This window comes from Pseudoalteromonas holothuriae (assembly GCF_945859825.1).
GTDB classification, from domain to species: Bacteria; Pseudomonadota; Gammaproteobacteria; order Enterobacterales; family Alteromonadaceae; genus Pseudoalteromonas; species Pseudoalteromonas holothuriae.
In genome coordinates, this window is the sequence record NZ_CAMAPC010000022.1 from 24,077 (window position 1) to 39,469 (window position 15,393).

8 protein-coding genes are annotated in these 15,393 nt (G+C 39.4%); 4 read left to right on the plus strand and 4 right to left on the minus strand.

What is annotated here, in order from left to right:
- Nucleotides 1-30 precede the first annotated feature (30 nt).
- The 3 genes from OCI93_RS18640 to astB all read right to left on the minus strand — a co-directional run bounded on the left by OCI93_RS18640 (nt 31) and on the right by astB (nt 9,195).
- On the minus strand, nt 31-4,122 hold the full coding sequence (locus OCI93_RS18640; protein ID WP_261627027.1) for a GEVED domain-containing protein: 4,092 nt from the start codon (nt 4,120-4,122) through the stop codon (nt 31-33).
- 337 nt (nt 4,123-4,459) lie between these two features.
- Nucleotides 4,460-7,267: a TonB-dependent receptor plug domain-containing protein gene (locus tag OCI93_RS18645; RefSeq protein WP_261593894.1), complete on the minus strand. Its 2,808-nt coding sequence runs from the start codon at nt 7,265-7,267 to the stop codon at nt 4,460-4,462.
- Nucleotides 7,268-7,842: 575 nt separating this feature from the next.
- Nucleotides 7,843-9,195, minus strand: coding sequence for an N-succinylarginine dihydrolase (gene astB / locus OCI93_RS18650; protein WP_261593893.1), 1,353 nt, complete (start codon nt 9,193-9,195; stop codon nt 7,843-7,845).
- 144 nt (nt 9,196-9,339) lie between these two features.
- Here astB and OCI93_RS18655 point away from each other — a divergent pair, with 144 nt between their 5' ends.
- From OCI93_RS18655 to OCI93_RS18670, 4 genes are all read left to right on the plus strand, one after another.
- Nucleotides 9,340-9,693: a metalloregulator ArsR/SmtB family transcription factor gene (locus tag OCI93_RS18655; protein ID WP_261627028.1), complete on the plus strand. Its 354-nt coding sequence runs from the start codon at nt 9,340-9,342 to the stop codon at nt 9,691-9,693.
- Between the two features lie 9 nt (nt 9,694-9,702).
- Nucleotides 9,703-10,713 (plus strand): ArsJ-associated glyceraldehyde-3-phosphate dehydrogenase, encoded by a 1,011-nt coding sequence (locus OCI93_RS18660; RefSeq protein WP_261627029.1) that lies wholly within the window; start codon nt 9,703-9,705, stop codon nt 10,711-10,713.
- Between the two features lie 5 nt (nt 10,714-10,718).
- Complete coding sequence (gene arsJ, locus OCI93_RS18665; RefSeq protein ID WP_261627030.1) at nt 10,719-11,924, plus strand: organoarsenical effux MFS transporter ArsJ; 1,206 nt, start codon at nt 10,719-10,721, stop codon at nt 11,922-11,924.
- Nucleotides 11,925-12,241: 317 nt separating this feature from the next.
- Nucleotides 12,242-14,425, plus strand: a complete 2,184-nt coding sequence (locus tag OCI93_RS18670; RefSeq protein WP_261627031.1) for a phosphatidylinositol-specific phospholipase C domain-containing protein — start codon at nt 12,242-12,244, stop codon at nt 14,423-14,425.
- 66 nt (nt 14,426-14,491) lie between these two features.
- Here OCI93_RS18670 and htpX read toward each other — a convergent pair whose 3' ends face one another.
- Nucleotides 14,492-15,349 carry a protease HtpX gene (gene htpX, locus OCI93_RS18675; protein ID WP_261593886.1) on the minus strand — a complete coding sequence of 286 codons (858 nt, stop codon included), beginning with the start codon at nt 15,347-15,349 and terminating at the stop codon, nt 14,492-14,494.
- Nucleotides 15,350-15,393: the final 44 nt, after the last annotated feature.

A 15,393-nucleotide genomic window follows, 5' to 3' on the forward strand; every position in this document is an offset into this window, starting at 1 on the left:
TTTAGCTTCTCCACTACTTTTAAATAAAAATTACTCGTAAGTTGCCCTAAACTGCGTACCAGTTCCTTGTCCAGTTACCATAAAATAATGCCAACCAGAGTTTGGACTATTTATTGTAATTAGTTCTTCACTGCTATTAGCTGTTGTTGCTGAATTTTCAAAATTACTGGCACTAGGCCAACCTTGACTATTTTGATAAATGCTTGCGTCACTATTACCACCTGTTGTGTTGATGGTGAGTTTTGACTGCCCAGATGGAACTGAAATTGCTACATATACAGTATTACTACCTAGACAAATTGCTTGAGCATTAGTTAAGTTCCCTCTCGTTTGAGGTGCTTTAGTTTCACATATATTTGTTGCCGGTGGTGTTATGATTGGGTCAGTGTAACTTGCAGTTAATGTTACATTATCCGAGTCGGTCCAGCCTTTAACTGAGACATAATAAGTACCTCCAGTATTAGCTAGGCTGCTGCTGTCACACGTCTCGCTTACATTACCGCCTTTATATGGTCGGCAATCCCAGTTACTTGTGGTATCTGCATCGTCAAATTTGACATAAAGGTCAGGGTCACCAGTACCAGCACCCATGTGTACATTTATATTTGTTGCATCTTGTGGTACATCAAATGTAAATGTTTTAGTTTCGCCTTTGACTACATCAATATTTGATTTAGTAACACCATTTTGTAGTTTGTTACTGGGCACTGTCGTACCATCGGTAATTGATATTGTATAATCTTCTACTTCACCCCAACCAAAGCTTCCACACGAGGGTACCTTGGCATCAGTAAGCTCATATGATTGCATAACTCGCATTACAGTTGTAGTTGGAGATGTGCCTTGCGGGATAGTAATTGAACCAATAACTTCATCAAGTGTTGTTGCACTTGTTTGCAGTAACAGTTCTGTCGCATCATCAAAGCTATTATTGTTGTTTAAATCTACATAAACCGCCCAATTGGCCAAGTAAGGACCACCAGAGTTGTGTGTTAAACCAATCTCTGTTGTTTTACCGGCTTCTAGTGTAAATCCGCTATCAAAGAAATGTGTAAATTGACTTTTATCAGACGCATTATTGATTGCATCAAGCCTTACATTACTGGTCCATTGTGTTGTTGATTTGCCATAAGCTGCACAGTATGCATCACCACTTACAGTGACATCCTGTTGCTTAACATAACTTACACCATCTTGTAGTGTCGCGGTTAATCGAGCAGTGTAAGTTCCAGTATATGCATAAGTATGAGTCGGGTCTGATTGAGTGCCGGTATGATCTCCATTGACTGCACCATCACCAAAGTCATATGCAATTGACGCAACAGCGCTGGTATCGGTATTGTCGTCAAAACTTACAGTTAAGTTATTTGCCGTGACGTTAGCATTAAACTCAGCAGGATTATGCGCTTTAATATCGACCGTAAAATCTTCGACCTCACCCCATCTAATACGTCCGCATGGCGAAGACAATTTCTCATAGCTTTGTAGAACACGCATACGCGTTTTCCCTTCCAAAGCAGTATCTGATAGCGTGAAAGAGCGCTCAATTGCACGGCTGGTATTTGCACCTGTCCAGTACCACACATTCTCTGTCTCTTCGAAAGTTCCATTTTGGTTGCTATCAATGTAAATTCGCCATTCTGCATCATATGAAGACTCAGAGCCTGTTGCACCTTGGCGTACTGAGATAATATTTTCGCCTCTTACTGCGCCCATAACTGTACTTGTGTGATCAGAGTAGGGCGTAGAACCGGATGTTACACCCGTGCCATTTAGGGTAACGTTAGCATTAAATTGATACTTGGGTTGGTTACCATAAGCTTTGCAGTAGTCTTGTCCAGCAGGCGCGGTTACTTCAATTACTTTTGAATGTGTCACTGTTTGACCATTTTTCAACGTAATGGTAAGTGTGACAGTGTAGCTACCTGAGAACAAGTAGGTGTGATTTGGGCTAAATTCAGTACTTGTACTCGAACGACTGTATGTACCATCGCCAAAATCCCACTCAACAGAGGCAACATCTGAGTTTGTAATACCTGAAAAGCCCACCGTTAAGTCATTAACCGTGGTGTTGGCTGAGAATTCTGCAGGATTTGCTTCTTTAACAATATTTATTTTATAGTCTTCCACCTCACCCCATGTAAAATCTCCGCACGCTGCTAATTGTGCTTCGCCGTCACGAAGTTGATATGATTGAAGTACGCGCATTCTTGTTGTACCTGCAAGGGCGGTTTCAGGAATGGTAATATTGCCAAGCACCGGCTCATGTGATTGTATCGTTCTTGGTAATGCATAGTGAAGTAATTCATCATTGCTAAATACATTATCTTGGTTTAAGTCTATATAAACTGCCCAGTAGGCTGCATAAGGACCAAATTTATTGCCACGTGTGCCTTGTTGTAACTCAATACCCGTCGCAGAGCCAGCATAAGCTGTGAACGCTTCTTTTGTGGTTTGATCTGTATATTGCCTACGCCAAGTGTCGTGCTTTAGACTATTAACCTTAACACTCTGTGTATGCTGAAATAATGCATTAGTTGCTTTAGCCGCACAATAACCAGTACCAGGAAGCGCAGTGACTGTTATTTCAGTACTGACGGAATTAATCAACCCATGATTATCTGTGGCGGTATATCGAACCGTGTATGTGCCCGGAAATTGATATGTGTGGGAGACATTATCACCTTCAGCGTATGGTTCATTGCTGTAAACACCATCTCCGAAATCCCATAATGTTGAAGCAATCATACCATCTTGATCAGTTGCTTGACCGGCAAATGTTACGGTTAAGTTATTTGTGGTGGTATTAGCTTGTGTAATTGTCGCTGTAGGCGCGATATGTGCAGAAGTACGTAATGCTGCCATGGTTGCTGCTCGTTCATTATGAACGCGTGCATTGTTATTAGTTGCAACGGTACCGCCAGCTTCATCTTTATAGATTTGGTCTGGATTAGACCATGCATTTAAGCGCTCTCCACAATCTGAGATAGCCATCATAGTTCGCCACGTTTTTGCATCATTGCAATAGCCATGGCCGTAAGCGAATGGAGTAGTCGTCGAGTCGTTATCATGCCTTGCGCCATATAAATGCCCCAGTTCATGCGCAAAGGTATTCTTAAACGTTCCCCAACTACTTAACGTAAATAACGCACTTTTTTCATCGGTACCAATTTCGCCCGCCCAACCAGCCCAAGGAGATGATTTATCTTTATCAGCTAGAAACACCATAACATCCGCTTGATGCTCATCTCTTAAGCTTTTTAGCTCTTGACCATAGCCGTTAGGTGCCAAAGGATTTGGGTTCTTTAACCAATCACTTGAGTTTTCATTTAACAGGGTTGAATTATCTTCTGCCATGTCACCGGTTGATTTATAACCCGTTTGGTATGAATGAATGATGCTAACTGATGCATTTATGCCACTTGCTGCATAGCTGTCATTCGTGTCTTTTTCCATCAGCGCTAGGTACGCATCAACATCGCCAATTTCTTGTGCTAGCTTTTCAGTATACGCGACAATGACAGTCACTTGAGGTGTGTTAGTTGCACTTGATAATGTCTTCGACAGAGCATTGCTCAGGCCTTCTACAGTCAATACGTTGTGCTGAGTATTTGTTTGTGGGTGATTGGAGTCATCAACTGGCAGCTTGTCATCTTTGAATTTACTTAACTTATAAATACTTGAATCAGTTTGTGACGGCGTAAGCAAATAACCAACATCATTTATTGTAATTTTTGCGCTATAACGGCCATTGATGTTAATCATAGAAAGCTTGGCAGCGTTGTCATACGACTTACCATCAATTAATGTTTTGTTAGCTTGTGGACGAGTAACGCGTGTAAGTTCAATTTGAATATATTTTCCATCTATCATCAAACTAATTAAATCGCCTACTTTAAGTGTACTGACAGCAATAGTATTTAACTCAACCGACTGCACTAATGCATTATGTGCAACTTGGTTTGTTTCTTTGTTTGATATGTTTTTATTATGTCGTTTTTTAGAGCTTTCATTTTCAAATGCAATGGCGTGATTAAACAAAGTCACTTCTTGTGCTATGGAAGAAAATGAAGCAGTGACTGCCAGAACTGCGGCAATTTTTTTTAATTTATAGTGTTTCACTGCGATACCTTAGAATTTTTATGCTCAAATAATCGATTTGAGCGGGTGTTGTTAGCGACATTTCAATTTAAGAAAAGTCAAATGAACAGCAAGATATAATGTATACAATATATCTTACTGTTCATTCAGTATACATATTGATGAATTGATTGCTACAGTTTTGTGTTTTTTTTAGATGGTAATGTGAAAAATAAGTAATTGTTCTTGCCGAAATAATTACTTTAGTCATTTTGTATTAGTGATGTGTATCGTGAAGAAGGTGCTTTGATTGGAATTTATGTTTTTTACATAAAAAAGCAACCCAATCATGGATTGCTTTTTATACAAAAATTATTTTTTAGAAGCTTAAGTCAACACCAATGTAACCTGTGCGCCCTAAGATAGTCCAACCGTTAATTTGGCCTCGTGATGTCGTCCAGTGATCACCACCATTATTGTCGGTGATGTTATTTAGACCCAGATAAACGGTAGCTGTATCAGAAACTTGATAATCTGCGCGCAGATTATGCACTCGTGAGTGTGACGGTGTATCCGAATCTCTATAATCCGGTTTTGAGTCATCATTCCAGCGGCCACCTTGTCTAAACTTAAAAGTCCAGCTTAATGTTAAGTCTTCCAATTTGTATTTAGTAACCAAGCTTGACATCCATTTAGGGTCACCCAGTTGGCCAGATTCATTATTAGTCTCAACTGTATCGTCAAGGATATTAACCGTTGAGGTTGAGCGTTCAAAAATACGACTGGCTTTTAAGTCAAATGATAATGCATCCCATGTGTAGTAAAGCTCCATGTCTACACCTCTGGCACGTGCAGAGTCGTAGTTTAAGCTTAAAGGTTTAACATATTCAACATCACCATTTGCTTGTCGTTTAATCAAATCACAAAACATGTTATCGACACTATTTGCTTTAAGGTCAACACAGTTAGACATAACACTTGAGCCATTAAAACCTGAAATCATATCTTCAATTTCAATATCATAATAATCTATTGACGTTGTTAGCCCTTCAAGAAAATTATCAGTTGGTGTATAAACTAAACCTACAGTTAATGTGTCTGCTTTTTCTTCTTTTAAATCAGCATTCCCAGAGTTTCTAACTTCAGCACGCTGTGTTTTTATATTTGATGTCCACCCTTTAGAGATGCCCAGTAACGCACAGTTGCCTATACGACGTCCATCAGAGGGACCACCATTAATATTTGAGTCATCACAAGGGTCACTAACGTCACTAAAGCCTATGCTTTGTGCAGCGTATAGTTCTTCTAGTTGTGGAGCACGCACGGCCTGAGAAAAGATTGAGCGCATACGAACATCATCATTTAAGGCCCAATTTAGAGCTAATTTTGAGCTTTCAAAGCGACTGTCGTTACTTGAATAGTCAGCAATACGGTATGCAGCTTCGATATCTACTTGCTGTGCAAAAGGTAAATCACTCAATACTGGTACAAGTACCTCAAAATATACTTCTTTGATATTGCGGCTTGCATCTAGTGGACTTTTTTCTGAGCTTAGCTTACCAGATGACCATAATTCTGATGGGTCAAAGTCAATACCTTCATAACGGATGTCAACACCGGTACTTACTTGTATCATACCCGCATCAAGCTCATAAACATCTCCTGCAAGGTTGACAGTAAGCGCATGATTAACGGTATCTGTAATGGCTTCAAAACCATCTACTACATAATCTAACAAAGCATCAGACTGGCGTTCAAAAGGAGAGAAAGTAGGGCAATTGCCTTGTGCTTCACATTCACCAACAACTTGTAATTTACTGGTGAGTCTGTCATGGCGCAGTTGGCTTACACTATTTAACTTAAATGATGAACGGCCAGTTGTAAAATTAACATCCCAAAACCAATCATCATTGTATACGCCCGATAAGGTTAAGTTTGATGAAATAAAATCTCGCTGAGTATTACTTTTTCGACCGCCATGTTCATAAAATGTATGATGGAATCCAATCCAATCCTCATCATCGAAATTATCAGTTATAGAAGCTGGTGTATCAAACAGCTCTTTAACTTCAGATACTTGCATCCAAGCTCGTTTAAATGGTGGGTCGATAATATTATTTGATTTAGTGCGCGCCAAAGTGATGTCATATGATAAATCAAAATCCTCAAATTGATAGTTTAATGAACCAAACAAGTTAATACGTTCAAAAGGGTCTTCAATATGCCCCCATTCAGTGCCATCATATCCATTCTCTTCTTCTACCAGCCAACCATCGTACATGTCTCTAAAGCGTGCTTTTAGCGCAATATCTTGGCTAGATTCATCAAAATCATACCAGTCATAACCCCCATCTTCTGCGTTGTAAACTGAAAAAATTGTTTGAGGTACACCCCAAGGAATAGGTGATAGGCCTGTTTTCCAAATTTTATCAGGTTGACCTTCACTTTTGTTTGGGTTGGTTACAGAGCGTTGATAATTATAAGACTTTGCTCTGTGGGACTGCTTCAATGCATTTTCTGATAAGTAATCAAATGCAACTGTTAAATTGCCATCATCTTCATTAAAATTAAAACCATGGGTTACCGATAGACTACGCGTACTGTGACCACCTTCTTTAGTACCGCCTAGATGTACATTTACTTTAGTCCCTTCAAAGTCTTTTTTGAGGATAAAGTTAACAACGCCTGCAATTGCATCCGAACCATAAATCGCGGACGCCCCACCGGTCATAATTTCTACGCGCTCAACTAAAGACGAAGGAATTGTACCTATATCTGTATACATGGCTTGGCTATCTGAAGTAACTGAGGGAGTGCGCTTACCATTTACCAGTACAAGTGTTCTTGCTTCACCTAAATTACGTAAATTAATGACATTTAGGCCTGCGTTACCAAAACTATAATTGCCTTCAGCTGAGTCAAAACCGTCAGCAAATTGTGGTAGGCCAGTTAGAATATCATTAACGTTTTGAGCACCCGTAATTTTAATATCTTCAGCCGAGATCACCACCGTGGGCGAGGGCGCTTCAAAGTTTAAGCGTTTAATACGTGAACCAGTTACTTCTATTCGTTCTGGTTTATTTGCTCCACTTTCATCCTCAGCAAAGGCGATATTGCTTGATGCAGCAACGGCAATAGCAATTATGCTTTTAGTTAATGTGGTGTTTAAATTCCTGTGATGACGCATTGTGATACCCCTTAGTGTCATTGTTTTTGTTATGTTGTTAAAACGTCTAACGCAGTCGGATTGAGCAATTGGGCTTACAATATTTCCACGCAGATATATTGTATACAATATATCCATTGCAAAATATTGCAAGTACTTTTATTGGGGAAAAGTCAGTAATAGAAACATTTTTAGCTAGACCAAGCTTTATGGCATTATTTTCAGGCAAGCAACTAAAGGGTTGGATTGGATTACGAATGAGAGTTGTTGAAGAGGTTACTTATGATTACTTACGTACTATTGGGATACATTATCTTGCTGTATTTAAAGGTAGAATGTTGAGTAAATGATCAGCAAGCTACAAAGTTTATGAATAAATAACTTAACTGAATATCTTATAAGTATAAAAATTGATAAATTTGCAAAAATCATTGCGCTACCGTTGATTGTATACAGTATATAATATACCTTTATCACTCACTGCATGTACTTATGTTCAAGTATTTGAAGTGAATTGCTTTGTCCTTGCAAAGTAGTAGTTATTATTTTCCCTGAAATTAAAGCCCGGCATCGCTGGGCTTTTTCATATATAGAAACTAGCGCTGAAATTGATAAACACTACCAAGAGATAATAACTTGGTTAATTCATCAAGGGCAGTGTAACTTTCATTCATTAACTGTGGGTCGGCTAAGTCTTTATCTGTCAACTTATCTCTATAATGCTTATTAACCCAATTTGTTAAAGTATCGAATTTATCTGCATTCATCATCACGTCAGGGTTAATAGCATTTAACTCATTGTCATTCAGTGCTACGCGAAGGCGCAAACATGCTGGACCTCCACCATTTTGCATGCTTTGCTTCAAATCAAAATATTTTACTTCTTTAACAGGGTTATTGGCACTGAGCATATAATCAATATACTTATTCACTCTCGCGTTATTTTTACACTCTTGCGGTGCCACCAGCATCATTGAAGCATCAGGCAGTGTCACTAGTTGGCTATTGAATAAGTAACTTCGAACTGCATCATCAACACTTACCATATCTGTTGGTACTTGAATAATATGCATCTCTTTTTCACCTACGTAAGCGTGCTTAACTACCTCTAATGCATTTGTTTGATTTAAAAATGCCTGCTCATGACACAACAATACATTTTCATTGCCAACTGCTATCACGTCATTGTGAAAAACACCTTGGTCGATAACATCAGGATTTTGTTGTAAGAATAACGCTTGACCTTCATTGAGATCATGTAATCTAGCAATAGCTTGGCTCGCCTCAAGCGATTGCCGGGCTGGGAACTTACTCGGGCTCACAATACGACTGTCTAAGCTACTTGTTCCATAAACAAACAGCTCTAGTCCTTTTGACGCATGATCATCACACAATCTAGTATGATTTGCTGCGCCTTCGTCACCAAAGAATGGCTGTTCAGGTAAGTGTGTATGATGTACAAAGTAATCATCATTTTTAAACATCGCTTTGAGTAAACTCGTTGTAGTGTGTGGTTCTAACGAGCGATGAAACTTATTATTAAGGTTTGCACTTGTAAAGTGCACCTTCGAATCTTTCGTATCCAAAGAAGGGGAAACGGTTGCAGCATTGGCCGTCCACATCGCTGAAGCTGAATAAACCGCTCTTAATAGCACCACAGATTCCTTTGCTACTTTATTAATTACTTGCGTGTCATTACCAGTAAACCCTAAACGCCTAAGTGCATTAATGTCTGGGCGGGCATGAGGGGCAAAAATCCCTTGTTTTAACCCCATTTCATGCATGGCTTTCATTTTTGCTAAGCCTTGCAATGCTGCTTGTTTTGGGTTTGATATAGCATCAGCATTATTGACAGATGCTACATTACCATATGATAGTCCAGCGTAATTATGAGTTGGGCCAACGAGGCCATCAAAATTCACTTCATAACTGGCCGTTTTATTATTCATGTTATGTTCCTGTGCTGTTGATGTGTTAGTTAGTATGACAACTGTATGAATATTGGCAATCAGCATTCGATTTCAGTAATTAAATATTGAATATACGAAATTATGAATATATGATTTACCGTATATTCATTAAAAGAGATCACAATGGATTTATTGACTTTTTATAAAGCACTAGCTGATAACACGCGTTTGCAGTGTTTATTGCTTGTAGAGCAAGAAAGTGAGCTGTGTGTATGCGAATTTATGGCTGCCCTTAAGTTAAGCCAACCTAAAATATCAAGACATCTCGCACAACTGCGCAAAGTCGGTATTTTAACAGACCGAAAGCATAAGCAATGGGTTTACTATCGCATTAATGAACAATTACCTCATTGGGTAAAAGATATCATTACGCAAACATATCACCATAACCGCGCATTTTTGCGAACCGCAACTGAACAACTCAATAGCATGGGTGAGCGCCCTGAGCGTGTCGCAAACTTCTGCAACAATCAATAAGGAAAAAACATGACAATTAAAGTAGGTATTAACGGCTTTGGTCGAATGGGCCGTTTAACGATGCGGGCACTTTATGCAAGCGAGGGTATTGAAATTATACACATTAATGATCCCGCTGGTGATGCAGCTACCTTGGCGCATTTGATGAACTTTGATTCTGTGCATGGGCGTTGGCAATTTGAAGTAGGTGCAACCGAGCAGCATATGATCATAGACGAGCATAAAATTGCTGTCACTCATAATAAAGAAATAGCGCAAACCGATTGGTCACACTGTGACTTAGTCATTGAAGCATCAGGTAAAATGAAAACCAAAGCAGCCTTACAAGCCTATTTAGAGCAAGGCGTAGAGCAAATAGTAGTGACAGCGCCTGTAAAAGAAGAGGGCGTACTAAATGTGGTATTTGGTGTAAATCATACAGACTACGATAAAAGTACACATAATATTGTTACTGCGGCATCATGTACTACTAACTGCTTGGCCCCGGTTGTTAAAGTGTTACAAGATAAAATTGGTATAAAACATGGTTCAATGACCACAATTCATGATATTACCAACACACAAACAATTTTAGATGCCCCACATAAAGACCTACGGCGCGCACGCGCTTGTGGTATGAGTTTAATTCCAACCACCACGGGTTCAGCTACTGCAATTACGCATATTTTCCCAGAGCTTAAAGGCAAATTAAATGGTCACGCTATTCGTGTGCCACTGGCGAACGCTTCAATTACAGATTGTGTGTTTGAGGTGACAAGGCCCACGACCAAAGAGGAGGTTAATGCTTGGATGGCTGAGGCTGCAAACGGTGAACTTAAAGGTATTCTAGGCCATGAAACGAGACCGTTAGTATCGATAGATTACCGCACTGACCCTCGCAGTAGTGTTGTGGATGCGCTATCAACTATGGTCGTAAATGACACTCAATTAAAAATGTATCTGTGGTATGACAACGAGTGGGGCTATGCAAACCGAACCGCAGACTTAGTCCGTTTTGTTGTTGCAAAGCGCTTTGCGTAATCACTATGATACTAAGTAACCTTTCAAGCGACATTAAACAATACCTCGTGATAACAGGTAATTACTGGGCTTTTACGTTAACTGATGGCGCACTACGTATGTTAATTGTGCTGTATTTTCATCAATTAGGGTATAGCCCAATCAACATTGCTATGCTGTTTTTGTTTTATGAGTTATTTGGGGTGATAACTAATTTGCTTGGCGGCTGGTTAGGTGCGCGTCTAGGTTTAAATAAAACTATGAACTTAGGGCTATCGTTACAAATAGTGGCACTAGTAATGCTGGCCATTAACCCGGATTGGCTGAGTGTCGCGTTTGTAATGGCAGCACAAGCACTTTCAGGTATTGCTAAAGACCTTAATAAAATGAGCGCTAAAAGCGCCATTAAACTATTGGTCCCAGAAAATGCAGATAATACCTTGTATAAATGGGTAGCAAGGCTTACTGGCTCTAAAAATGCCCTAAAAGGCGTAGGCTTTTTTATGGGGGGCGCACTACTTAGTTTACTTGGTTTTCAAGGAGCGTTATGGGCGATGACCTCACTGTTGGTGGTTGCTTGGATAACCAGCTTGGTATTGCTCAAACAAGACCTTGGAAAGAAGAAGTTTAAGCCAAAGTTTAGCGAGCTATTTTCTAAAAGTAAGCAAGTAAACGTTTTATCTGCTGCTCGGTTGTGTTTGTTTGCCTCTCGTGATGTATGGTTTGTGATTGCATTGCCTGTTTTTCTATCAAGTACTTTTGGTTGGGATCACACATTAGTAGGTAGCTTCATGGCTATTTGGGTTATTTTTTATGGCATAGTACAAGCCAATACTCCCAAAATAACACAGAATAAAACCAAACAAGTAACTCCAAGCAAACAGCTAACAAGTTGGGCTTTGTTGTTAACAACTATTCCTGCATTAATAGCCATAGCGATTAGCCAAAACTTCGCGAGCATGTGGGTTATTGTTATTGGTTTGCTCTGTTTTGGTGGTGTATTTGCTATTAATTCATCACTGCACAGCTACCTCATCGTCAAATTTGCTGATAGCGATGGAGTATCGTTAGATGTTGGCTTTTATTATATGGCCAACGCGATGGGGCGCTTACTTGGAACTGTACTATCAGGTGTGGTATATCAGAGCTTTGGGCTAATAGCTTGCTTGTGGATATCTAGTTTTTTATTAGCATTGACCGTTTTAATTAGTCGCCATCTTAATAGCAACTAACGTTTATAATTTATATAGACACATTATAGAAGCTGGTTTTATACCGGCTTTTTTTAATACCTGTCATATTGTTTGACGATATAAGGAGATATGTTCAATTTTAAAGTCCCCCAGCGTAAATGATCATTTAAAGTACTGAGTTAACTAAAAAACAACTTTTTAACGTTTTGTTGCTAACAATTGAGTATTAATTCTAATTCCTCCATATTCCTTGCACTTTTTCCTTCTAATCTTTGCTGCGGTTACTCGTACTAGGTATGCACAGTGGTATACCAAGTTAAGGACCAACTTAATATTGAAAAGGATAATAATTTCAAATGAAACACGTTAAAAAATTAACTCAACTGCCTAGGTTGTTGGTTGCTACAATGATGATATCTACAGTGTCAATCACAGCTACTGCGGCAATAAATACTGATGATGACAAAGTAACACGTCTTGATTTACAAGGGCAAATAGATAACTTTGCGCCATTTTCAAAAACTTTATGGGCAGGCGCGCACAACGCCTATGCATCTTATAGTTGGAGTAAAGGCACCTATACTGATGTAAACCAACATTATTCTCCCAAAAGTTTGCTAAGACGCGGTATTCGCGTAATGGAATTTGATATCTACCCCGAAGGCACTTTTGATTCAACGCCAATGCTATGCCATAACTCATTAGAAAATAAAGCACTATGTTCAAGCTTTCATGCCAAGTTGTCTGAAGGGTTAGACGATATAAAGGATTTTCTTCGCGATAATCCCGATGAAGTCATTCTATTAAAAATAGAAGCATATAAGCATAATGATCATAAAAATTGGCATAACAAAATAGGGGAGCGGTTGCAAAAAGACGTCGGAGACTACCTCTTAGTTCCTGAAGATTGGGGTTACGCAGATAAAAGTTGTGCATCATTACCAGTTTCCCACTTATCAAAACGCGATATTCTCGCTGCGGGCAAGCAACTTGTTGCGGTTGTGCAAACACCGAGAGATCATAGCAACTTATGTTCGTACCATCGCTCTGGTAAATACTCTAAATTTTGGAATACCGTATTTATTGGCGTAGACGCGTTTGATGGCAATGGTAATTTAAAGAGTAATCAACCATTTTGCCAAAACGGTAGCGATGAATGTGTGAACAACGATCAAACCGCTCATTACAATGCAAATAATATGACGGTTGTTATTGATGACGCTACACAACTGGCAACTGATGGACCAAGTGCGAGTAAAACTGGTGATAAAGTACTCAATAACTGGGCTAAGAAAGGTGCGCAAATTCTTGAGTTAGCTTTAGTAGAAGCCAACAATACGGGTTCAGCTAGTGGTTATGGTGCGAATGAAGTACAAATTGAAGATTATATATGGTCATGGAAAACCAATCACCCGAATGGGGCTGGCAATTGCGCAAGTTTAGAAAGTAATGAAGTCATTATCGATAAAGCCTGTACAAACTTGCAATATCATACCTGTGTCGACGACGATAGAAATTGGCAACTTTCAGCAAGTAAAGGTGAATGGAGTTCTGGGTTTTCAAGTTGCAATAGTTTAGGTGGTAGTTATAAATTTGGTATGCCATTTAATGCATATGAGCAGGTACAGCTCCTTAACGATATTCAGTCCACCAACGAGAATATCTGGTTAAACTATTATAATGCGTTTAATGATTTTTGGTATGCAAACGCATCAGAATACATTGACTGGCAGTTTGTTGAGCAGTCCGCAGTGGGTTCAACAAACAAAGGTGACTCGTTTGACGACATAAGTTTATTAAAGCGCAAAGCATTAGTAGGTGGCACATTCAATTTAAGTTATGTAAAAATACGCTCTGGTAGCAGAATAAACGGATTTAAAGCATGTTACGAAACAACACAAAGTGTAAGCCATACTAAAGTAGGCACCTCAGAACGGTGTGTTACGTATGGTGGTAGTGGTGGTAATTGGGGTAATGCTTTAACTTTTGACTCAAGCAAAAGCGAGTACTTAAAAAATATTACTATTTGTAAAGATGATGCCAAACACGGTTATGATACTGTTTACTATATAAAGTTTACCTCTAACAATGGCAATCATATTTCAGGTGGCACAAACCAAGGTACGTGCACAACCTATCGCTCTACTTCATCACAGCAAATATTTGCGTTTCACGGCAATGAAGGCAGTGAGTTAAATGCATTAGGAGTGTACAAAATTGGCAATACATTTGTTGATGAAGGCCTCTATGCTACAGGCTGGCTAGATAAAGATGACCCAAATAATGGTGACAATGAATTATTCAACGCACATAAAACAGCAGGGAATATCTCCACAAGCTGTGAATCTAGTGACATTGCTGGCATCATTGCGAGAGTGGTTGATACTAAATTAGACTCAAGCCTTAGCGGGCAGAAATTAGTAAACAACAGTACAGGCTTTGCATGCTGGAATTCAAGCAATGGTGGCAGCAGTAGTAATACCACCTGTGAAGATTACGAAGTAAAATACTTCTTCACGAAAGCCGGTTGCTTACCATAAACACAACATTAAACAATAAAGCGCCATTTCACACGATGAAGTGGCGCTTTCTAATTATTTACTAATTTACTTTAAAGCTTGAATTCGTTGCTCAAGCGGTGGATGAGAAGAGAAAAAGTCAGCCACACTTTTTCCTGACGCTATACCAAATGCCATCATAGAACCTTCAAGTTGTGACTCTTGGTTTTGTTTTAATCGCTCAAGCGCTGCACGCATTTTATGCGCACCCACTAAATCGGCAGCGCCTTTATCAGCAGCAAACTCTCGCTTTCTGCTAAAGTAGGCAACCACAATCGACGCTAAGATACCGAATAGAATTTGAAAAATCATGTCAAATACAAAGTAAGCCCAGCTGCTACCTTCTTCGTCATCACCTCTAAAGAAGTTGTCAACAATACCCGCCAACACTTTGGCGATAAATATCACAAAGGTATTCACCACGCCCTGAATTAATGTCAGCGTTACCATATCGCCATTTGCTACGTGTGAGACTTCGTGGGCGAGCACTGCTTCTGCCTCATCTTGGCTCATTTTTTGTAATAGACCAGAGCTCACAGCAACTAAGCTGTTGTTCTTACTTGGACCGGTAGCAAATGCGTTGATTTCAGGGCTGTCGTAAATAGCCACTTCAGGCATTTTTATGTTGGCTTGCTTTGCTTGACGAGCAACTGTTTGTAATAGCCAGTGCTGTGTTTCATTGCGAGCTTGCTCAATTACCATGGCACCCGTTGATTTTTTTGCAACCCACTTAGACATAAACAGTGATATAAATGAGCCACCAAAACCAAACACCAAAGCAATGAGCATAATGCCGCTATAGCTTCTGCTAGAAATACCTAACACAGACATTAAGATAGATAAAACTACCCCTAACACCAGCATTACAGCTAAGTTAGTTAGTAGAAATAACACAACGCGTTTCATAATCACCTCAGTGAAATAGCAATAGTAAAAACTGCAAAAAATAT